Source organism: Cytobacillus sp. FSL R7-0680, from assembly GCF_038009245.1.
GTDB lineage: Bacteria > Bacillota > Bacilli > Bacillales > Cytobacillaceae > Cytobacillus > Cytobacillus kochii.
The window spans coordinates 765,002-786,197 of the sequence record NZ_JBBPAO010000001.1 but is presented as its reverse complement, the minus strand read 5'-3'; the positions used below and the strand labels follow the sequence as shown (position 1 = coordinate 786,197).

The 21,196-nt window shown below is 37.6% G+C and carries 18 protein-coding genes; 2 read left to right on the top strand and 16 right to left on the bottom strand.

The genetic code is table 11. From position 1 onward, the window contains the following. Window positions 1-2: 2 nt before the first annotated feature. The 14 genes from rsgA to MKY26_RS04000 form a co-directional block, all read right to left on the bottom strand. Window positions 3-887, bottom strand: a complete 885-nt coding sequence (gene rsgA / locus MKY26_RS04065) for a ribosome small subunit-dependent GTPase A (protein ID WP_341092172.1) — start codon at window positions 885-887, stop codon at window positions 3-5. A 15-nt stretch (window positions 888-902) separates the two neighbouring features. Continuing rightward, a complete protein-coding gene (pknB, locus tag MKY26_RS04060) occupies window positions 903-2,894 on the bottom strand; it encodes a Stk1 family PASTA domain-containing Ser/Thr kinase (RefSeq protein ID WP_307314487.1) in 1,992 nt (663 codons plus the stop codon). Window positions 2,895-2,903: 9 nt separating this feature from the next. Next, the gene (locus MKY26_RS04055) at window positions 2,904-3,653 is read right to left on the bottom strand and encodes a Stp1/IreP family PP2C-type Ser/Thr phosphatase (RefSeq protein WP_095369572.1); all 750 of its coding nucleotides are present in this window, start codon (window positions 3,651-3,653) and stop codon (window positions 2,904-2,906) included. Window positions 3,654-3,657: 4 nt separating this feature from the next. Beyond that, window positions 3,658-4,743, bottom strand: coding sequence for a 23S rRNA (adenine(2503)-C(2))-methyltransferase RlmN (rlmN, locus tag MKY26_RS04050; protein WP_095369573.1), 1,086 nt, complete (start codon window positions 4,741-4,743; stop codon window positions 3,658-3,660). 4 nt (window positions 4,744-4,747) lie between these two features. Then, window positions 4,748-6,100 carry a 16S rRNA (cytosine(967)-C(5))-methyltransferase RsmB gene (rsmB, locus tag MKY26_RS04045; protein ID WP_322909220.1) on the bottom strand — a complete coding sequence of 451 codons (1,353 nt, stop codon included), beginning with the start codon at window positions 6,098-6,100 and terminating at the stop codon, window positions 4,748-4,750. Beyond that, window positions 6,097-7,047, bottom strand: coding sequence for a methionyl-tRNA formyltransferase (gene fmt / locus MKY26_RS04040; protein ID WP_322909219.1), 951 nt, complete (start codon window positions 7,045-7,047; stop codon window positions 6,097-6,099). Before fmt ends, rsmB begins: the two co-directional genes overlap by 4 nt. Then, complete coding sequence (gene def, locus MKY26_RS04035) at window positions 7,044-7,529, bottom strand: peptide deformylase (RefSeq protein ID WP_095369576.1); 486 nt, start codon at window positions 7,527-7,529, stop codon at window positions 7,044-7,046. The genes fmt and def overlap by 4 nt, the downstream gene beginning before the upstream one ends. A gap of 112 nt (window positions 7,530-7,641) precedes the next feature. Further along, on the bottom strand, window positions 7,642-10,050 hold the full coding sequence (gene priA, locus MKY26_RS04030; RefSeq protein WP_341092170.1) for a primosomal protein N': 2,409 nt from the start codon (window positions 10,048-10,050) through the stop codon (window positions 7,642-7,644). Continuing rightward, window positions 10,047-11,255, bottom strand: a complete 1,209-nt coding sequence (gene coaBC, locus MKY26_RS04025) for a bifunctional phosphopantothenoylcysteine decarboxylase/phosphopantothenate--cysteine ligase CoaBC (protein WP_341092168.1) — start codon at window positions 11,253-11,255, stop codon at window positions 10,047-10,049. Before coaBC ends, priA begins: the two co-directional genes overlap by 4 nt. Window positions 11,256-11,413: 158 nt before the next feature. Further along, window positions 11,414-11,638: a DNA-directed RNA polymerase subunit omega gene (gene rpoZ, locus MKY26_RS04020; protein WP_095369579.1), complete on the bottom strand. Its 225-nt coding sequence runs from the start codon at window positions 11,636-11,638 to the stop codon at window positions 11,414-11,416. Between the two features lies 1 nt (window position 11,639). Beyond that, on the bottom strand, window positions 11,640-12,254 hold the full coding sequence (gene gmk / locus MKY26_RS04015) for a guanylate kinase (RefSeq protein ID WP_095369580.1): 615 nt from the start codon (window positions 12,252-12,254) through the stop codon (window positions 11,640-11,642). Between the two features lie 9 nt (window positions 12,255-12,263). After that, window positions 12,264-12,527, bottom strand: coding sequence for an extracellular matrix/biofilm regulator RemA (remA, locus tag MKY26_RS04010; RefSeq protein WP_095369581.1), 264 nt, complete (start codon window positions 12,525-12,527; stop codon window positions 12,264-12,266). Between the two features lie 59 nt (window positions 12,528-12,586). Continuing rightward, on the bottom strand, window positions 12,587-13,459 hold the full coding sequence (locus MKY26_RS04005) for a YicC/YloC family endoribonuclease (RefSeq protein ID WP_224938566.1): 873 nt from the start codon (window positions 13,457-13,459) through the stop codon (window positions 12,587-12,589). A gap of 167 nt (window positions 13,460-13,626) precedes the next feature. After that, window positions 13,627-16,305 carry a cation-translocating P-type ATPase gene (locus tag MKY26_RS04000; RefSeq protein WP_307314500.1) on the bottom strand — a complete coding sequence of 893 codons (2,679 nt, stop codon included), beginning with the start codon at window positions 16,303-16,305 and terminating at the stop codon, window positions 13,627-13,629. A 281-nt stretch (window positions 16,306-16,586) separates the two neighbouring features. On the opposite strand from MKY26_RS04000, the gene MKY26_RS03995 reads away from it, so the two are divergent. Beyond that, window positions 16,587-18,299, top strand: a complete 1,713-nt coding sequence (locus tag MKY26_RS03995; RefSeq protein ID WP_307314503.1) for an Rqc2 family fibronectin-binding protein — start codon at window positions 16,587-16,589, stop codon at window positions 18,297-18,299. Between the two features lie 72 nt (window positions 18,300-18,371). Here the strand turns inward: MKY26_RS03995 and MKY26_RS03990 are convergent, their stop codons facing one another. Then, on the bottom strand, window positions 18,372-19,115 hold the full coding sequence (locus MKY26_RS03990; RefSeq protein ID WP_322909215.1) for an SDR family NAD(P)-dependent oxidoreductase: 744 nt from the start codon (window positions 19,113-19,115) through the stop codon (window positions 18,372-18,374). A gap of 22 nt (window positions 19,116-19,137) precedes the next feature. After that, window positions 19,138-19,893 carry an SDR family NAD(P)-dependent oxidoreductase gene (locus tag MKY26_RS03985; RefSeq protein WP_328199056.1) on the bottom strand — a complete coding sequence of 252 codons (756 nt, stop codon included), beginning with the start codon at window positions 19,891-19,893 and terminating at the stop codon, window positions 19,138-19,140. A gap of 169 nt (window positions 19,894-20,062) precedes the next feature. Between MKY26_RS03985 and MKY26_RS03980 the strand changes: the two genes are divergently transcribed. After that, a complete protein-coding gene (locus MKY26_RS03980; RefSeq protein WP_322909213.1) occupies window positions 20,063-21,163 on the top strand; it encodes a LuxR C-terminal-related transcriptional regulator in 1,101 nt (366 codons plus the stop codon). The last annotated feature ends 33 nt before the right edge of the window (window positions 21,164-21,196 follow it).

Below are 21,196 nucleotides of genomic sequence, written 5' to 3'. Positions count from 1 at the left end.
CGTTAATACCTCGGCTTTCTGTCTCTTATTTCGTCTATAAAAGTAATATAATGCTCATAGCGATAACTTGGCAAATCTCCAGATTCTATAGCTTGTTTAACTGCACATTTAGGTTCCTTCAAATGCATGCAACCTCTGAATTTACATGAGCTGCTTAGTTCTTGGATGTCAGGGAAATAATTTTGTAAGTCCTCTTGCTCAATTTCAGTAAACTCTAAAGAGCTAAAACCCGGTGTATCAGCAACAAGTCCACCATTAATCTCAATGAGCTCCACATGTCTTGTTGTATGTTTTCCTCTCCCTAAATGAGAGGATATATCGTCTGTTTTTAATTGCAAATCAGGACGTAATACATTTAAAAGTGAAGATTTACCAACACCTGATTGACCAGCAAATACGGATATTTCTCCCGTAATGAAAGGATAAAGATCCTCAATCCCTTCCGCCGTTTCGGACGAAGTCAAAACAACTTTATAGCCTGCTTTTCGATAGTTATCAGCATATACAGCTAGTGTTTCTTGTTCCTCTTTACTTGCCAAATCCATCTTAGTGATACAAATAATAGGCGTAATATGATTCGATTCTACCAGGACAAGAAAACGATCTAATAACGCTGTACTAAAGGTAGGTTCAACACTTGAGAAAATGAGAAAAGCTTGATCTACATTCGCTATAGGTGGGCGAATAAGTTCATTTTTACGCTTTTTCACTTCTAAAATATACCCTTCTTTATCATTTTCTGCTTGATAGTGTACTTCATCTCCGACTAATGGAGTTATTTTATTTTTACGAAAGACACCACGTCCACGACATTGGATGATTTCTTTATCCTTGTTCAAAACATAATAAAAGCCACTTAAAGCTTTTATGATTTTGCCTTCTGGCATAGTAGTCCTCCTACATCACTGTTCATACGGAACATTTTCTTGAATAATCATTTGTCCATCCCTCATAATTTGGTAAGAAGCGGTTTCTCCTGGTTGTATTTGCAGTGAAAAGGAAATAACTCGATCTTCAGTAATATGAATCGTATTAAATGGCTCATCAATATTGTTGTCCATATCTTCTATAAAGATTTGTACTTCTTGAGGTTGTCCGACATTATCAGGATTTGGCTTATACGGTACATTCACTTCTCTTTTCACTTCTACAGGAACTTGTTCCGGCCCACTTGATAGATAAACTTTTACTGTGTCCCCGTCATTTAAAGATGCTCCAGCTCCAGGTTCCTGCCGAATGACCTCACCTTGAGCAATCTCAGCATGATGCTCTTCTCCAGCTACTTCAATTGTTAATCCACTAGATGCTTCGTATTCTGCTAGGGCCTTATCATTATAACCGGTTAAATCTTTTAATTCTATCGGTTCCTCCCCTTTGCTGACGACAAAGATGAGCTCTTCTTCTTGGGGAATCACTTCTTCTCCGGGATCAATATTCTGTTCTAGAATTGTTCCCTTTGCTTCCTCACTAAATTCTTCTTCTGATTGGATAGATTGGAAACCCTCTTCTTTTAGTAACTCTTCTATATCACTATATGGGCGACCAGTAAAATCCTCCATTGAATAGCGTTCTTTACCGATACTTTCATAAATATTTACTGCTGTTCCTTCTTTCTGTGTCCTCCCTGCTCTCGGTTCGGTTCTTATAACTTCCCCTGCTTTCACTTCATCATTGTTTTGTTCGATTTCTTCACCAATCGTAAATCCTTCTTCTTGTAACAATGTTTTCGCGTCATCAACGCTCATATTTGATACATCTGGTACAGTAACATCATCAGGTGAAAGCATCTCAGGTAAAACAGTGACGGAAAGAACAAATAGCACAACTAATAGAACAAAAGTAGATATAAGGATCATTGGACCTTTTTTTCGTTTTTTCTTCTTTTTCGTATCTTCTTTTTCTTTTTTTGGACTTTCCTTTTTTACAATAGGTACAGGACTATCTTCATTTTTTTCTTCAATTTTATGAATAATCGTTTCGTCAGTAGGATGGTACATTTTATCTGCAGTAATGATCGGAATTGCTTTTGTAGCATCATCGTCATCAGGTACAGTAAACTTTCTTTCGTTCATCCTCTCTTCATTCAAAGATGTAGAGAGGTCTTCTTCCATTTCATCGGCACTATTATAGCGATGGAAAGGGTCCTTTGCTGTTGCCTTCAATACGATATTTTCAACACTTTGTGGTATATCTGGGTTCCATCTTCTTAAGGAAGGCGTTTCTGATTGCAAGTGTTTCAATGCAATAGAAACAGCTGATTCTCCTGAAAACGGTAATCTTCCAGTTAACAGCTCAAACATGACAATCCCTAATGAATATATATCTGATTTACGGTTTGCCATACCGCCTCTTGCTTGTTCTGGTGATAAATAATGAACCGACCCTAATACGGAATTCGTCTGGGTAATGCTAGTTGCACTTAGAGCCATTGCAATTCCAAAATCAGTAATTTTTATCTTGCCTTCATGATCAATTAAGATATTATGTGGTTTAATATCACGATGAATAATCTGGTTTTGATGGGCGTGAGAAATAGCTGATGTCAGCTGTTTCATAATATCAATCGCTGTTTCCAAAGGGACAGGCCCGTTTTTTTGTATGTATTGTTTTAATGTTTGACCGTCAACATATTCCATGACGATGTAATATAGGGTATCTTCTTCTCCAACATCATAAATCGTCACAATATTTTGGTGAGTTAGGCTTGTAGCTGATTGAGCTTCACGGTGAAATCGTTTAATAAACTCATCATCTTCAGCGAAGTCTAGACGCAACATCTTTAATGCCACGTTTCGATCTAGAATCATATCATGAGCTAAATAAACGTTGGCCATGCCGCCTCCACCGACCATTTCCAAAATTTTATAACGGCCGTTTATACGCTTACCAATCATCAACGTTTATCACCCTCTCTCACAATCATCTGCATACTCGATGATTACGAGGGTAATATTATCTTCCCCTCCATTTTCATTTGCTCTTTTAATCAACTCAGTAGCTTTCTCCTCTAATGAGTCATTTCCATTTATAATCGATTCCATCTCTTGTTCTGAAACTTTGTTTGACAAACCATCAGAGCATAGCAATAGTCTATCATCTTCCTCAAAAATAATTGTTTTAATATCTTGGTTTACATCTTCTTCCGTACCGAGCACACGTAACACTAAATTTTTCATCGGATGATTTTCAGCATCCTCTTTTGTAATTTGCCCTGACCGAAGCAGTTCATTAACAAGGGAATGGTCGTCAGTTAGCTGCTGAAAACCCGCTTCATTTCTAATATAACACCGGCTATCACCTACGTTTACAATCGTAGCAAATCGACTAGTACAAATAGCAGCAACAACGGTCGTACCCATACCTTCACATTCAGTTACTTCTTTACTGTGAGCATATATAGCCTTATTGGTTTCATTAATATGGTCATGCAACCACTTTTCTGCTTGGTCCGCGGTTTCAATCTTTGGTGCAAGCAGCCACATAGATTTTAGCTTTTCCTTGGCCATTTCACTAGCTACATCACCAGCTCGGTGACCGCCCATACCATCAGCTACAATAGCTAAGCGATCACCACTGGCGTTTGTAAAAATGCCACCATTATCTTCATTTCGCTGACGAAGTTTCCCTACATCAGTCATAAAAACAGCCTTCATACTGTCACCTCGTTTCTTCTTTTCTCTCCTTTGCACGAAGTTGTCCACATGCTGCATCAATATCATGACCTTGTTCTCTACGGATGGTCACATTAACCCCACGATTTTTCAAAGCCTTTTCAAATTGAAAAATCTGCTCTCTAGGAGTTCTTACATAGTCTCTCTCAGGTACGTAATTGACTGGGATTAAGTTAATATGACACTTCAATCCTTTTACGAGATCAGCAAGCTCTTCTGCATGCTCTACTTGATCATTGACTCCTCCAAATAAACCATATTCAAAACTTACACGTCTACCTGTCTTGTTCACATAATAATGAATAGCTTCCATTAAATCAGGCAATTTATAAGCGCGGTTGATTGGCATTAATCTTCCTCTTATATCATTATTAGGGGCATGCAAGCTGACAGCAAAATTGATTTGCATATTTTCATCAGCAAATTTATAGATTTTCGGGATGATACCGCTTGTAGATACAGTGATATGTCTAGCACCAATATTCAAGCCATCATCATGATTAATAATTTTCAAGAAAGACATCATTTGATCATAATTATCAAACGGTTCCCCAATACCCATAATGACAACAGAGCTTACTCTTTCATCTGTTTCATCTAATGCTTGTTGTACTTTTACGACTTGAGCAACGATTTCTCCTGCTTCTAGATGACGTTTTAATCCCCCTAAAGTCGAGGCACAAAATGTACAACCAATACGACACCCTACCTGTGTTGTAACACAAACAGAATTACCGTATTCATGACGCATTAAAACCGTCTCAATTGAATAGCCATCGTGTAACTCAAATAAAAATTTAATCGTGCCATCAGTAGATTGTTGCTGAATAATCGTTTTTAATGTTGTTAAAGTAAATGAAGCATCGAGCTTTTCTCGCAAACTTTTTGATAAATTTGTCATATCATCGAAGTTTGTTACTCTTTTTGTATATAACCAATCAAAAATTTGACTTGCGCGGAATGCTTTTTCATTATTTTCTTTTAACCAGTCCTTTAGTTCGTCTAATTGTAATGAATAAATGGATGGTTGATGATTCGTTTCTGTATTTTTCTTTGTTGCACTTCTTTCCATGTGATTACACCTTCTTTCTCAGACAAGCGATATAAAACCCGTCTGAACCAATATATTGCGGTAATACTTGTATTTCAAAATCATTCACAAACGTTTGTAACGCTTGTGGTAGCCTTGCCTTAAGTGTTGAGTCTCCAACAAATTCTTTATGGTCACTTAAAAAACGTGAAATGACTTGATGGTTTTCAGATTCATCAACAGTGCATGTACTATACACTAGCATACCACCTTTTTTTAATAATGGGGTGATGGCATTTAATAAATCCAATTGAATGGACTGCAGGCGTGATAAATCATCTTCTTTTTTTGTGTATTTCATATCAGGTTTTCTACGCATCACACCTAAACCTGAGCACGGCGCGTCTAGCAAAATACGATCAAACGACTCTTGCGGGAAATGATCTTGAACTTGTCTACTATCGAGAGCAAGAGTATCAATATTCTCTAATCCTAATCTGTCTGCTGTTTGTGCAATAAGCTTAACTTTATGCTCATGGAGATCTATCGCTATAACCTCTCCACTCCCCGACATCGCTTCAGCTATATGAGACGTTTTCCCACCTGGAGCTGCACAAGCATCAAGGATCTTTTCATTCTTTTGAGGATTTAGGGCCAAGCAAGCTAACATTGAACTTTCATCTTGTATTGTGATAAGTCCATTTTTGAATGCTGAAGACTTGGCAAGATTTCCTCGAAGAGCATGAATGGCTTCTGAAACCCATTCACTCCGTTTCACGGCATATCCTTCCTCTTCTAATAATGTAATCACTTCTTCTGTCGTAGCCTTCGTAATATTTACACGCGCTGTTTGAGTCGGAGCTTGTAAATTAAGCTTACACATTTCCTCCGTTGTTTCTATCCCAAATTGATCCACCCATCTAGCAACGAGCCATTCTGGGTGACTTGTTGCTATTGAAATTCTTTGAATAGGATCTTTGATCTCTTCCACTTGTCTAATCCCAGTTCTTTGTACATTTCGTAATATCCCATTCACAAAAGAAGCAATGCCTTTATGGCCTTTATTTTTTGCTATTTCTACGGCTTCATTTAATGCCGCATGATCAGGAATTTTATTTAAGTGAACCATTTGATAAACCGTGATCCTTAATAATTGCTTTACCCAAGACTCCACTTTATTTGGTTTTTTTATATAGGGCTGTAAATAATAATCTAATGTCATTTTACGTTGTAACGTCCCATAAACCAGTTCTGTCAGCAAACCAATATCTTTTTGTTCTAAATGATTTTGATTAATAGCATGGTTTAACAGGAGATTACTATACGATTGGTTCTTTTCAATTGCATCTAACAAATCCATCGCAACTTCTCTTACATTTTTCTTTCTTTGTTTTTTCATCGATTGTCCCCTAACTTCATGCCAACTTGAAGATGGGCACCTGCGCCGCGCAGGTAATCTTTCGCTTTCATGCGTTTTTTACCTGATGGCTGAATCTCCGTTAGCTTCAATATCTGACCATCGCCGGTGGAGACATTGATGCCATCCTCTTCTAATCCGACAATCGTTCCAGGCACTTGATTTGATTTTGATTCAATGATCACAGAAGCCCACACTTTCATAACTGCATCAGACAAAGTCGTATAAGCAACTGGCCAAGGATTCATCCCTCTAATATGGTTATAAATTTCTAATGCTGGTTTACTCCACTGAATTTTTTCTTCTTCACGCTTAATATTGTATGCAAATGTTGCTAAATTTTCATCTTGTTGTTTCGGAAGCAAATCACCTTTTAATAATGGTGGTAATGTTTCTAGCAATAGTTTGCTACCAGCTTCACTTAATTTATCATGTAAGCTACCAACAGTATCATCCTTAGCGATTTCGACTTCTACCTGTGTTAAAATATCGCCTGCATCCAATTTTTCAGCCATATACATAATCGTAATACCAGTCTTTTCTTTCCCTTGGATGATGCTGTAATGAATCGGTGCTCCACCTCTTAATTCTGGCAATAATGAAGCATGTACGTTAATGCAACCATATTTAGGTGCATCTAACAATTGCTTAGGGAGAATTTGCCCGAATGCAGCCGTGATAATAAGTTCAGGCTCTAGATTTAAAACAGCTTGCAAGTCCTCTTTATTTTTAACTTTCTCAGGCTGTAGCACTGGAATACCATGTTTTTGTGCTTCCACCTTTACTGGTGGTGGAGTTAACACCTTTTTCCTTCCCACTGGCCGGTCAGGTTGTGTAACAACTGCAATGACTTCATAACCTGCTTGAATAACACTTCGTAATACCGGAACTGAAAAATCCGGTGTTCCCATAAATACAATTTTCGTCATTCTTCATCCAACCTCTCTAACTCTTCTGCCTCTATATATCTGCTAACTTTAGTGGTGAATAGGATTCCATCCAAATGATCAATCTCATGTAAAATGGCTCTAGCAAGAAAACCTTCTGCTGCGAACTCATATGGCTTACCCTTTCGATTGAATGCTTTTATTTTCACAAATGACGGTCGTGTGACATCACCATAAATACCGGGAAAGCTCAAACAGCCTTCTGGATCTGTTTGTTCACCTGATGTTTCGATTACTTCGGGATTTATCATCTCAATCGTGCCATGTTCATCTTCAATATCTACAATCGCTATTCTCTTATTGAGACCTATTTGAGGAGCAGCTAGTCCTACACCATCAAATTCAATCATTGTATCATACATATCATTTAATAGCCTTACTAATTTTTTATCAAAAACCGTTACCGGTGTACATTTTTCTTCTAAAATTGTATTAGGGTACATCACTATTTGTTTAACACTCAAAATATAAATCCTCCATAACATCTTCTCATTCAACAGGCAGCCATAGCTAGACTAAAATTATTACCATTCTCGACGATTTTCTCTATCTATAACCTTTTTTAGTTATTTTTCTTTACATCAGAATAAATGGATTAACATCCACAGATATTTTCAAAGAAGTCGAAGTCACTTCTTGCTGATATTGATCTAATATCTTTCTTAATGATTGATTTAACTCTGGCTCCCGTTTGTATTTTATCAAACATTGGTAGCGATATCTATTGTTGATTCGTGGAATAGGTGATGCGACCGGACCAAGACAGAGGGCGCTTTTAGTTAAGCGACTAGTCAGAAATGTGGTAATTTTTTCTGTGACATCTAACGCTTTCATCAATTGCTCGTGACTGACCGTAATAAGTGTAATAAAATAAAAAGGTGGGTACTTTAAACCTTTTCTGATCATCATTTCGCGCTCGTAAAACTGGTCGTAATTTTGTTCAGCTGCTAACTCAATACTATAATGTTCAGGACTGTATGTTTGAATGACCACTTCTCCTGGTAATTGATGACGCCCTGCTCTTCCACTCACTTGCGTCAATAACTGAAACGTTTTTTCTGATGACCGAAAATCTGGCAAATGAAGCATTGTATCAGCTGATAATACACCGACAAGCGTTATATTTGGAAAATCGAGTCCTTTGGCAATCATTTGGGTCCCAAGTAGAATATCTGCATGGCCTTTTTGGAACTCATTAAGCAGTCGCTCATGAGAGCCTTTTTTACTCGTTGTATCCACATCCATACGAATAACTCTCGCTTCAGGCAATACTTTATGGAGTTCTTCTTCTACCTTTTGTGTCCCTGTGCCAAAATAACGAATATGATCACTCTGGCATTCTGGACAAACAGAGGGGACATGATCCTCATATCCACAATAATGACATTTCATTTGCTGCTGGTGGCGATGATAAGTTAGTGAAATATCACAGTTCGGACAATTAACAACATAGCCACAATCACGACACATGACAAAAGAAGAATATCCACGTTTATTTAAGAAAAGGACAGTCTGCTCTTTTTTTTCTAGACGTAATTGAAGCTTTTCTAATAAGGATGAAGAAAACATTGAGCGATTTCCACTTCTTAGCTCTTCACGCATATCTACAATATCCACATGTGGTAAATCTTGATTATTCATCCTCTTCGGCAAACTTAACAAAGTGTATACACCTTTTTTAGCACGAGCAAATGATTCGAGTGAAGGTGTAGCGCTACCTAAAATAACGGGGAAACTCCCTTGCTTCCCTCGTTTTATTGCTACATCTTTTGCATGGTATTTTGGGTTTTCCTCTTGTTTATAACTTGTCTCATGTTCCTCATCTATAATGATGAGACCGAGGTTTTCAAACGGAGCAAATACAGCTGATCGCGCTCCAACAACGACTTTCACTTCTCCCCGCTGAACTTTTCGCCATTCATCATACTTCTCACCAGCAGATAATCCACTATGCATCACAGCTACTTGATTCCCAAATCTTCCTTTGAAACGATGAACCATTTGTGGGGTAAGTGAAATCTCTGGCACTAAACAAATCGCTTCTTGACCTCTCTCTAGTACTTTCTGTATCGACTGTAAGTAAACTTCTGTTTTCCCACTCCCTGTTACGCCATACAATAAAAACACTTCATGAAGGGATTTTGCGATGCGATCATGGATTGGATCGATGGCTTCTTGTTGCTCATATGTTAACAGTAATGGTTCTGTTCGTGCAAAATAACGATTTTCATAAGGATCACGATAAATTTCACGTTCGCTCTCCTCTAATACTTCTTTTTTCACTAGTTCTTTTACAACGGCATTCGATATTTGTAGTGTTGCCGTTAAGTCAGTTAAGAATATCCAATCTTTATTTTCGATAAAGTAATTAATCACGTCATGTTGTTTTTGTGCCCGTGGGGTAAGAGACGATTGATAAGTCTTTAATTCCTCTGTTGAAAGAGCGCTTCTAATGGCGAGGCGTTTTTTCTTTTTTATTTTATCTTTCACTTCATAAATAATTAGAATATGACCTTTCGTTACTTCTTGCTGTAACAATGATAAATAGCCTGTTTCTTTCGCTTCTTCCCACAGGATGCTATCTTGGTTAGTAAATAAGCCTTGTAAGGTTTGCGGCAACAACTGTTTGTTTTCAGTTGAAACTTGTAATTTTTTTTGATATTTTGCTTTAAGTGCTGCTGGTAACATCGCTTGATAAGCAGAGATCCGATAACTTAAAGTTTCTTCTGATAGCCAATTTCCTAATGAAATGAGCGATTCAGATAATACAGGTGTTAAATCTAACGGCTCAATGATTTTTTTTAATTTATTAAGCGTGGACTGAGGTTTGATCCCAATGACAAAACCTTGAATTCTCCTTGGCCCAAATGGGACAACGACTCGCATCCCAATTTGAATGACCGTCTCAAGTGATTGCGGAATAACATAATCAAAAGGTCGATCTGTTTGCTTAGCCGGTACATCAACAATGACCTCAGCAATCATTTCCCCTCATCCTCATATAAATAAAGCGCTTCTTTTAAAATGCTTTCTGCTACGTCATGTTTTGACATCAACGGGAGATCTGTTTTAGTCCCATCTCGTTTATAGAGAGTAACAACATTCGTATCTGTTCCAAATCCGGCACCCGCACTTGTTACATCATTGGCTACAATCATATCAGCATTTTTCTTTTTCAGCTTTCCTCTCGCATATACATCCACATTATTTGTTTCTGCCGCAAAACCCACCAACACTTGATTGTTTTTTCTTTTACCAAGTGCCATTAAAATATCTTTAGTTCTTTCTAATTCCAATTGTTGATCACCATCATTCTTTTTCACTTTCTGATCATAAGTATATTTAGGCCGATAATCTGCTACAGCAGCCGTTTTTATCACAATATGAGCATCAGCAAAACGCGCAATCATTTCTTCATACATTTCTTCCGCACTTTCAACTTGTATCACTTTTACACCATGAGGTGGAGAAATATGGACAGGACCTGATACTAATGTCACATCCGCACCAAGTTTCGCTGCGACTTCTGCAATCGCATAGCCCATCTTACCACTCGAATGATTGGTTAAATAACGAACAGGATCAATTTTTTCTCTTGTCGGCCCTGCTGAGATCAATAACTTTTTCCCTTTTAACAACGGTTCCTTTTGATTGAAAAAATGATTCATATGCTCCACAATCTTTTCCGGTTCTTCTAATCTACCTTTTCCAACATAACCACATGCTAGATAGCCTTCACTCGGTTCAATAAATTGATAACCAAACTGATGAAGTGTATCAATATTTTTTATCACTGCAGGATGATTGTACATATTGACATTCATCGCTGGTGCAACCCATACCGGCGATGTGTGTGCTAACAATGTTGTAGAAATCATATCATCTGCGAGGCCATTTGCAAGCTTACCAATAATATTCGCAGTTGCTGGTGCAATCAATATCAAATCTGCCCAGTCTGCTAAATCAATATGAGCAATCTTACTAGCGTCCTTTTCATCGAAGGTATCAAAATATACTTCATTACGTGACATCACTTGAAAAGTTAATGGTGACACAAATTGTCTAGCTGAATCGCTCATCATTACTTTCACACAAGCTCCCGCTTGCGTTAACTTACTTGTTAAAGCTACAGCTTTATAAACCGCAATACCACCGGTTACACACAACAGGATTTTTTTACCATTCAACATCTATACAAACCCCCAATATTCAAAAGGTTATTTTTCTTTTATTATGAATAATTTCGCTCACTTTTTCATCTATCTCTTCTTGTTTTTTATAAATATTATGGCTATGAACAAAAATAACAACCTCCATACAGGTTGTTATTTTTTCATATATGTGTATTTTACCTTTTTTCCCCTTCATGCGTTGTATCACCTAAGCGATAAAATAGTTCGTTTGCATTAATCTCTTCTAACGCTTTACCCACATTTTTATGTGATACATATTTTTCTAAACGATATTGCTCTTCATTATTTTGTAATTTCCGTGCTCTTTTAGCAGCCACAGACACAAGAGAGTATTTTGAATCAATTTTTGTCATCAATGAATCAATTGATGGATTTAACATATTATTCAGCCTCCAACATTTTCAAATATCTAGGTTCAACGCGAGTGCGACGGCAATGTTCTGCCACTACAATCGCATTAATTCTGTCACAAGCGTTTTCCACTTGATCATTTTCTACAACATAATCATATAATTTCATCATTTCAATTTCTTCTTTAGCTGCACTTAAACGATTATTAATTATATCTTCTGTTTCTGTGCCTCGTGTAACAATACGATTTTTCAATTCAGATAAACTAGGTGGAACTAGGAAGATAAACAAGCCATCAGGAAACTTCTCACGCACTTGCTTTGCACCTTGTACTTCTATTTCTAAAAATACATCCTTGCCCTCGTTTAACGTTTGTTTCACATAATCAACAGGGGTTCCATAATAGTTGCCAACAAACTCAGCATACTCCAATAATTTATCTTGCTCTATTAATGTTTCAAATTCTTCACGAGATTTAAAGAAATAATCTACTCCATCAACTTCACCTTGTCTCGGTTTTCTTGTTGTCATAGAAATAGAGTATTCAAATGCCGTATCAGGCTGCGAGAAAATCTCTTTTCTCACTGTTCCTTTTCCTACACCAGATGGACCTGAGAGTACTATTAATAAACCTTTTTCCTTCATTAGAAAATCCTACCCTTCATCGATAACATCATCGCGGTCATTCAGTCGTGCAGCTACTGTTTCCGGCTGAACAGCAGATAAAATGACATGATCACTATCCATGACAATGACTGCTCTCGTTCTACGGCCATATGTTGCATCTATCAGTACACCACGGTCTCTTGCATCCTGAATAATTCTCTTAATTGGTGCCGATTCCGGACTCACTATTGATATGATTCTATTGGCAGAAACAATGTTTCCGAAGCCAATATTAATTAATTTTATTGACATATGCGTCCCCCCGTCATCAGTTAACTATTTTGACCTTTATCACGCGTTTCTAAACCGCTTTATTCAATATTTTGTACTTGTTCTTTCATCTTTTCTAATAGACCTTTCATCTCAACTACTTCTCCAGCAATGGTAGAATCATTCGCTTTTGAACCGATTGTATTGACTTCGCGATTCATCTCTTGAATCATGAAATCAAGCTTCCTGCCAATTGCATCTTCCAAGGAAAGGGTCAATTGAAATTGATTACGATGTGATGCGAGTCGTGTCAATTCTTCATTGATATCGGCCTTATCTGCAAAAATTGCCACCTCTGTAATAATTCTTGATTCATCAATATGACCATCAGCATATTCTTCCATTCGCTTTCGCAAACGGTCTTCGTATTGCTTTACCACGTTAGGGGCTAGGTCATATAAGCGGTTAAGACATTCAGTTAGTAAACCGAGCTGTTTAAAAAGATCCTTCTCTAGCTCCTTACCTTCAGCTAACCGCATCATTTGCAGCTCTTTACCAGCTTCATTTGTCGCTTCAAGAATCAGCTCATCTAGCCATTCGTCTTCTTCATCCACTTCCACAATAGCAAACACATCTTCATTAAGTAAATCTTTTAGCCCAGGCTCACTACTTAACTTATATTTTTCTTTCACTTCTGTCATTGAACGATAAAATTCGTCTAACAAATCCCAATCCACACGTATCTTCTTTTGTTTCGATCCCGTTTGTTCTATGGTTGCATAGACTTCTATTCTACCACGCTTAATATATTGATTAAGCGTTTTTTTTATTTTATCTTCCAGCTTGAGAAATTGCTTTGGAATGCGCAGGAAATATTCTGTAAAACGATGATTAACCGTTTTTACTTCAATCGTGATAGAGAAGGTGTCAGTTTGCCTTTTACCCTGTCCATACCCTGTCATACTCGCTACCATCGTTTAACCACACTTCCTTTCGCCGTTTGCGGGAAGTACCTACAACTTTCTTATACAAATTTGGCACTAACCATACCTTTTCTTACACTCATATATTATGTAGTTTTCTTTAAAAAACCAAAAGGTAATAGAGTTTCACTCTACTACCTAAAGGATTATACCATATTTCACTTCGATTTTCTTGCCAAATATGTGAAGCCAAGCAAAAATGTTGGGACAGCTGATAAGCCAACAATCATTAACCAATCACGACCAGCGATTGGTACTGTGTGGAAAATTTGTTGCAATGGCGGCCAATATAAAACAATCAGCATAAGTAAAACCGAAGAAATAACCGCCCAGACAAGATACATATTACCGAATGGATTTCGAGCAAAAACTGATTTTTCACTTCGACAATCAAACACATGAATTAATTGAGCAAGGACTAATGTCGCAAAAGCGACGGTTTGCGCATATGCGAGCTCACTAGGATCGCCTTTATATGTGAGCATAAACGCAAGTAAGGTTACTCCACCAATTAAAAAACCTCTTGAAATAACCTTCCAGCCAAGCCCTCTTGAAAAAATGCCTTCTTTAGGATTTCGCGGCTCTCGCTTCATGACATTACCTTCTGGTCGGTCTAAACCTAACGCCATCGCCGGCAGGCCATCTGTTACTAAATTCACCCAAAGTATTTGTATAGGTACTAGCGGCAGAGGTAGCGCTAAAATCATTGCAAATAGCATAACCAGTATTTCGCCAACATTAGATGCAAGTAAATACCTTACAAACTTTCTAATATTATCGTAAATATTTCGCCCTTCTTTTATTGCTGATTTAATGGTTGCAAAGTTGTCATCAAGTAAAATAAGAGAAGATGCTTCTTTTGCTACATCCGTACCAGTAATGCCCATCGCAATGCCAATATCGGCAGCTTTGATAGCTGGCGCATCATTGATTCCGTCCCCTGTCATAGCTACAATATGACCGCGATTTTGCAGAGCTTTAACAATCTTTAGTTTATGTTCCGGTGATACGCGCGCAAACACAGATACATCATCCACTACATCTTCTAACTCTTCTGTACTCAATGTAGCTAATGTTTTTCCTTCCATTACTTTTGTTGACTTATTAAGAATACCTAATTGTTTAGCAATTGCTTGAGCAGTTGTAATATGGTCGCCTGTAATCATCACTGTCTTAATTCCTGCTTCTTTACATTCTTTAACCGCAGCTCGTACCTCTGTCCTTGGTGGATCAATCATTCCTTGTAAACCTATAAACGTCAATCGATTTTCTGCATCTTTTTCTGATGTTATTCTGCCCTCATTAGTCAATTCCTTATATCCTATTGCAATTGTTCTTAGTGCTTGGGAGGCTAAACCGTGAATTGCCTCATTAACTGATCTATGCATCTCTTGGGTCATTGCTTGCTTACGATTTTCCCACAGGATACTCTCACAGTTCTGCGCCAACACATCCGGTGCTCCTTTACAGACAACAAATCTTCTGCCACTGGCATCCCTTAACACAATACTCATCATTTTTCTAGTTGAATCAAAAGGAAATTCCTCGAGAATTTCATATTGATTTAATAAAGAGGGGCGACTATATCCTGCTTTCATCCCAGCGACTAACAATGCACCTTCTGTTGGATCACCGTCAATGACAAATTCTTTATTTTTCTTATGAATTTCAGCATGATTACAAAGCATACCAAACATCAATAATTGTTGTAATGTTTTTTCATTTTTCGGATCTATACGTTTTTCACTGCGATAAAAATCTCCTTTTGGTGTATAGCCAATGCCATCTACTTGCCATGTGTTCCCACCACTCCATAAATGGGTGACAGTCATTTTGTTCTGAGTCAGGGTTCCCGTTTTATCGGAGCATATGACAGAAGCACAGCCTAATGTTTCTACTGCTGGGAGCTTTCTGACAATCGCCTTTTGTTTAATCATGCGTTGGACTCCTAGCGATAAGGCCACAGTGACTATCGCCGGTAATCCCTCTGGTATAGCTGCTACAGCTAACGATACCCCTGTTAAGAACATCGTATATAATTCTTGTCCTTGTAGCACACCGATACCTACGACAAGAACCGTTAAGAATAGTGCGACAACAATGAGAATTTTCCCTAATTGTTCCAACCTTCTTTGCAGCGGTGTTGTCATCGTTTCCGCACTTTGAATCATATCAGCGATTTGTCCCATCGCTGTTTTCATTCCTGTGCCAATGACAACCCCCACTCCGCTACCCTTCGTTACGATCGTACCCATAAATCCCATATTTTCCATATCGCCGATTCCGGGGTTATCTTGCTTAATTGCTGCGACTGTTTTTTGCACCGGTAATGATTCACCTGTTAAGGCCGATTCTTCTATTTCTAAGTTATTGCACTCGATTAAGCGGATATCCGCCCCAATTCTATCACCGGAGGAGAACTTCAATAAGTCACCAACAACGACTTCTTTTGAGGGGATTTTCTTCCATTCTCCATCACGTAATACTGTTGCATGAGGTGTGGATAATTCTTTTAGCGCACTTAATGACTTCTCTGCTTTTCGTTCCTGAAAAAAACCTAATACTCCGTTGATAAGCACAATCGCAATAATGGCGATTGCATCAATATATTCACCCAGTAGCCCAGATATCAATGTGGCTACTAATAGAATTAAAGTCATAAAGTCTTTGAATTGACTAAAAAATAAGAGTAAAGCGGATTGCTTTTCTCCTTCTGCTAATTCGTTATATCCAAATTGCTCCAATCTTTTTTGCGCATCTTCTTCAGACATGCCTTCATGCCTATTTGTGTTTAACGTGTCTTCAACCTCTCTCGCTTCCATCTCATGGTATTTCATTCGGACATCACACTTCCTCCTTTTCATTTTAAGAGAATTCGCATCTACTACATGCGAACCGTCCTGCTTCCCCTACTATCTCGATGGAGAGCTGTCCTATTTTTAAGGCTCTCATGAAAGCTTATTCAGTCTCGTCCTAAAAAATGCTATGCTATTATGAGAAAGAATGTATTTTACATAAACAGAAAGCTTTTAAAAACCATTTGTTTATGGGAAAATAGCTTCCATAAAGTAAAGAGACGCCTTTCGGATAACTAAGAGCGTAGAAAAGGATGTTAGAGATGTCATTTGATGGATTATTTACAAAAGCGATGGTAGAGGAGCTACAAGCTACTCTTAAAGGTGGTCGAATTAATAAAGTTCACCAACCATATAAAAATGAAATCATCTTAGTAATTAGAGCTAACGGAAAAAATCATAAATTACTATTGTCTGCGCATCCAAGCTATGCACGCGTACAATTAACAAATGAAGCATATGATAACCCCAGTATTCCACCGATGTTCTGCATGCTTTTAAGAAAACATTTAGAGGGATATATATTAGAAGATATTCAACAAATGGACCTAGATCGTATCATAGTATTTAACGTTAAAGGTCGTAATGAAATTGGCGATATCTCATATAAGAGGCTCATCGTCGAAATCATGGGACGTCACAGTAATATTACATTGGTCGATCAAGAACGAAACATGATCTTAGATTGTATCAAGCATGTATCTTATGCGGTAAATAGTCATCGTGCCCTGCTTCCGGGTCAACTTTATGTGGCTCCTCCGGCTCAAAATAAAGCCAACCCATTAGAAGCTGATGAGACGGATGTATTACGAAGAATGGACTTTAATAGTGGGAAGTTAGATAAACAACTTGTGCAACATTACAGCGGGTTTTCTCCCCTACTTGCAAAAGAAGTTGTATTCCAATCTGGATTAGCCAACCGTACAACAATACCTGCTGCCTTTATTAAGACAATGGATAAAATAAAAAACAAAGAAGTTCAACCGACCATTACAATAAATGAACATAAAGAGACTTTTTATTTCCTCCAGTTAGATCATATTCAGGGAGAGCAGCGTCATTTTGAGAGCTTAAGTCTAATGCTTGACCGCTATTATTTCGGCAAAGCAGAAAGAGATCGCGTCAAACAACAAGGCAATGACTTGGAAAAATTTATTAGCAATGAAAAAGAAAAAAACACAAAAAAGATAGAGAAATTAAAACTAACCATGCAAGAAGCAAAAAACGCCGAGCAATTTCAATTGTACGGTGAATTAATTACAGCTCATATGTACGCCATTCAAAGAGGGATGGATGAGATTGAAGTGAACAATTATTATGATGAAAATAACAGCAATGTGCTTATCCCTCTAGATACACAAAAAACACCTTCGCAAAATGCACAGATATACTTTAAGAAATATCAAAAAGCTAAACACGCTAAACAAGTTGTACAAGAACAAATAGATCAAGCCTATGAAGAAGTTAACTACTTCGATCATCTTTTACAACAAATACAAGCCGCTTCACCGAAAGATATTGAAGAAATACGGGAGGAACTTATTGAAGGCGGTTACTTACGTGAAAGACAAAAAAAACAGAAAAAGCCGGTCAATGCCAAACCTATCCTGGATTATTTTGTCGCTAGCGATGGGACAGAAATCATTGTTGGTAAGAACAATAAACAAAATGATTACTTGACGAATAAGTTAGCTGCAAAAGACGACATCTGGCTCCATACAAAAGATATCCCTGGGTCACATGTGGTCATTAGAGATAAAGCGCCAAGTAATGAAGTTATACAAGAAGCTGCTTGTTTAGCTGCTTATTTTAGTAAAGCGCGTAACTCAAGTAGTGTACCCGTCGATTACACAAAGGTACGTAATGTGAAAAAGCCGAGTGGTGCTAAGCCCGGGTTTGTCATTTATGATCAACAACAAACAATCTTTGTCACCCCTGATGAAGAAAAAGTCATTTCACTTAGTAAAAAGAAATAACAAAACCCAATTGAGATGAACGCCTTACTCTACCAGGCGCTCCATCCAATTGGGTTTTTTATTAGTTAAAAGTTACTGTGCTGTATAACCACCATCTACTAATAAGGTTGTACCATTTACAAAGCTCGCATCATCACTTGATAAGAATAAAACAGCTTTAGCAATTTCTTCTGGTTTTCCAAGTCTACCTTGTGGGTGAAGGGAGGCCAGGTGATTCTTCACATCTGATTCTAATTCCGATAATAAAGGCGTATCAATGTATCCCGGACAAACCGCATTTACACGGATATTTTCTTTCGCATATGCCGTACATAAGTTTTGTGTTAACAGTTTCACGCCACCTTTTGCAGATGAGTATGCTGGTATATTAGGCAGTGAGACAAAGCTATGAATAGATCCTGCATTCACTATTACACCGCCGCTTCCTTGTTTTTGGAATTGTTCGATTGCGTATTTATCTGATAGAAACACACCAGAAAGATTAATATCAATCGTTTTTTTCCATTTATCATAATCTAATTCAGCTGCTGGCCCGTCACTAGCAATCCCCGCATTGGCATACATGATATCCAACTTTCCAAACTGATTAACTGTCTGTGCAACGACATTTTTCACATCTTCTTCTTTTGATACATCTGTTTTAACAAATAAAGTCTCATATCCTTCTTTATTCAAAGTATCAGAAAGAGCTTGTCCCTTGTCAGAGAAATCAGCTATGACAACCTTTGCACCTTCTTTTACATATTCTTTGACAACTGCTTCACCAATACCACTTGCTCCACCTGTTACGATTGCTACTTTATCTTGTAATTTCATTTTAATCTCCTCTTTCTTTTCATTATCTTGCTGTCGCTCCACCATCAATGACAAACTCTGCCCCTGTAGTGTATGCTGAATCGTCTGAAGCTAAAAAGAGCACTGTATTAGCTACATCTTTTACTTTACCTAAATAACCGAGTGGAAATAGGTTCTTTCCTAGTGCATCTTTTGACTGACCAGTCTGTTCTGAAGCATAATCAGCCATGCCAGTATCAATATACCCTGGATGGATAGAATTTACTCTAACACCCATTGGAGCATATTCAATGGCAGCGTCCTTAGTCATGACACGTACAGCACCTTTACTTGCACCATATAAAACATGGCCTGGAGAGCCAACTAAGCCAGCAATAGAAGAAGCGTTAATCACAGAACCTTTCTGCCGCTCCGCCATTAATGGCATAATATGCTTCATTCCTAAAAACACACCCCCTACATTAATAGCCATTAATTTATTCCATTCCACTAGCTCAATTTCAGCTAGTGGTTTAATAAGATAAATCCCTGCATTATTGAAGAGAATATCTACTTGGTTATAAGCTTTTATCGCCTCATCAGCGACCTTACGCCAATCATTTTCATTACTTACATCATGGCGAACAAATATTGCTTCCCCACCATTTGCCTTGATTTCTTCGACGGTACCTTGACCAGACGTTTCATGAATATCTGTCAGAATAACTTTTGCTCCTTCTTGTGCAAAAAGAAGTGCCGTTTCTTTCCCAATCCCCGTGCCACCACCAGTAATAACAGCCACTTTTTCATTTAATCTCATAATCTTATCCCTTCTCTGCTGTCATATTTACATGAATATCCTTACTTATCAACAATTCATTCATTGTTAACCCCACATCTACAATGATACAAACTTTAACTTTTTAGCGCTATCCTATAAGATACTGTTTATGAGTAGCTATTTTACAGTCATATATAGGGGGAATTTCATGGCTCAATCTCATGATCGTTTTGAAGAAGTTACATTGCAGGAATTTATATTCTTTATGAAAACATATAGGCAAAACTTAGAAGAAAATATCCGGATCTACCTCAATGTCGAGGGGATTTCTGACGAAGAGCATTTTGAGGCGGTTACACTGCTACTCCGTTCCTTTACAGAATGGTTTCACCATATACAAATGGGAGAAATGGAGGAAGACATTCATAATCAGTTAATAGATTGGCTTTATGCGCAAATATCCATTCTATCCACTGAACGATTATATTTGTTTTCATTGATTCTACAAAAAGCGGTAACAACCTTATTAAAGAAAGAAAAAATTCATAAGAACGATGGGTTTATCATGTTTTTATTTAACTTACAATCAGATTTACTGAAAACATATCAGCAAATAGCAAAAAAAGAGAAGCAAATACCTCATAGAGAACCCTTAACTAAATTAAGTCAATTATTAATTCGTTCATCGAAGACGGAACTCCCCGATATCCTAAAAAAATGTGAAGATTGGTTTGGGTTTAAACGCTGTGTTTTTTATGGTTATATTCCGTGGTCCAATGAATTTTATGGTGCAGTCGGAACAGAAGTTATCAAAGTACAGAGTATGAAAGGTCAATTAGGAGAGAATTTCTCAGTCTTCTCTACAAAGAAACCAATTTTCTTAAAAGACCCTAAGCAATTAATTAGACAAGAACATATTGAATTATTCGGCTTATCTTCGATTATCTTTCTTCCCATTTTATGTGAAGAACAATTATATGGCTGGTTAACTTTTGACCAAAAGGGAGAGGCGTTTGAATATAGTAAAGAAGAGTTAGATTATATCAATGAAGTAGGTATATTATTGGGTTTATTCTTTTCTCGAAAAAGTGGAAATGATAGGATCCAATCCTCCATTCATCTTACCCAAAGGGAGCATTCTATTCTCATCCTACTAGCTGATGGTCATGATAATAAAACCATAGCCTCCATGCTCTATTTAAGCGAGCATACGGTGAGAGATTATGTCAGTCAATTAATGACTAAACTAAAAGCAAAAAATCGCACACAAGTTGTGGCGATTGCTTTTCAATCGGGATTATTACATTAATTCCTCTTTACTGATAAAACTGTATACTGTTAG

Bases quoted from the DNA above. Each gene is read 5' to 3' on its own strand.
- rlmN (WP_095369573.1), bottom strand. From the start codon at position 4,743: ATGGAAAGAAGTGCAACAAAGAAAAATACAGAAACGAATCATCAACCA.
- priA (WP_341092170.1), bottom strand. From the start codon at position 10,050: ATGATTGCTGAGGTCATTGTTGATGTACCGGCTAAGCAAACAGATCGA.
- MKY26_RS03995 (WP_307314503.1), top strand. From the start codon at position 16,587: ATGTCATTTGATGGATTATTTACAAAAGCGATGGTAGAGGAGCTACAA.
- gmk (WP_095369580.1), bottom strand. From the start codon at position 12,254: ATGAAGGAAAAAGGTTTATTAATAGTACTCTCAGGTCCATCTGGTGTA.
- rsmB (WP_322909220.1), bottom strand. From the start codon at position 6,100: ATGAAAAAACAAAGAAAGAAAAATGTAAGAGAAGTTGCGATGGATTTG.
- MKY26_RS04055 (WP_095369572.1), bottom strand. From the start codon at position 3,653: ATGAAGGCTGTTTTTATGACTGATGTAGGGAAACTTCGTCAGCGAAAT.
- rpoZ (WP_095369579.1), bottom strand. From the start codon at position 11,638: ATGTTAAATCCATCAATTGATTCATTGATGACAAAAATTGATTCAAAA.
- pknB (WP_307314487.1), bottom strand. From the start codon at position 2,894: ATGATTGGTAAGCGTATAAACGGCCGTTATAAAATTTTGGAAATGGTC.
- MKY26_RS03990 (WP_322909215.1), bottom strand. From the start codon at position 19,115: ATGAAATTACAAGATAAAGTAGCAATCGTAACAGGTGGAGCAAGTGGT.
- MKY26_RS04000 (WP_307314500.1), bottom strand. From the start codon at position 16,305: ATGAAATACCATGAGATGGAAGCGAGAGAGGTTGAAGACACGTTAAAC.
- MKY26_RS03980 (WP_322909213.1), top strand. From the start codon at position 20,063: ATGGCTCAATCTCATGATCGTTTTGAAGAAGTTACATTGCAGGAATTT.
- remA (WP_095369581.1), bottom strand. From the start codon at position 12,527: ATGTCAATAAAATTAATTAATATTGGCTTCGGAAACATTGTTTCTGCC.
- rsgA (WP_341092172.1), bottom strand. From the start codon at position 887: ATGCCAGAAGGCAAAATCATAAAAGCTTTAAGTGGCTTTTATTATGTT.
- fmt (WP_322909219.1), bottom strand. From the start codon at position 7,047: ATGACGAAAATTGTATTTATGGGAACACCGGATTTTTCAGTTCCGGTA.
- MKY26_RS04005 (WP_224938566.1), bottom strand. From the start codon at position 13,459: ATGGTAGCGAGTATGACAGGGTATGGACAGGGTAAAAGGCAAACTGAC.
- MKY26_RS03985 (WP_328199056.1), bottom strand. From the start codon at position 19,893: ATGAGATTAAATGAAAAAGTGGCTGTTATTACTGGTGGTGGCACGGGG.
- coaBC (WP_341092168.1), bottom strand. From the start codon at position 11,255: ATGTTGAATGGTAAAAAAATCCTGTTGTGTGTAACCGGTGGTATTGCG.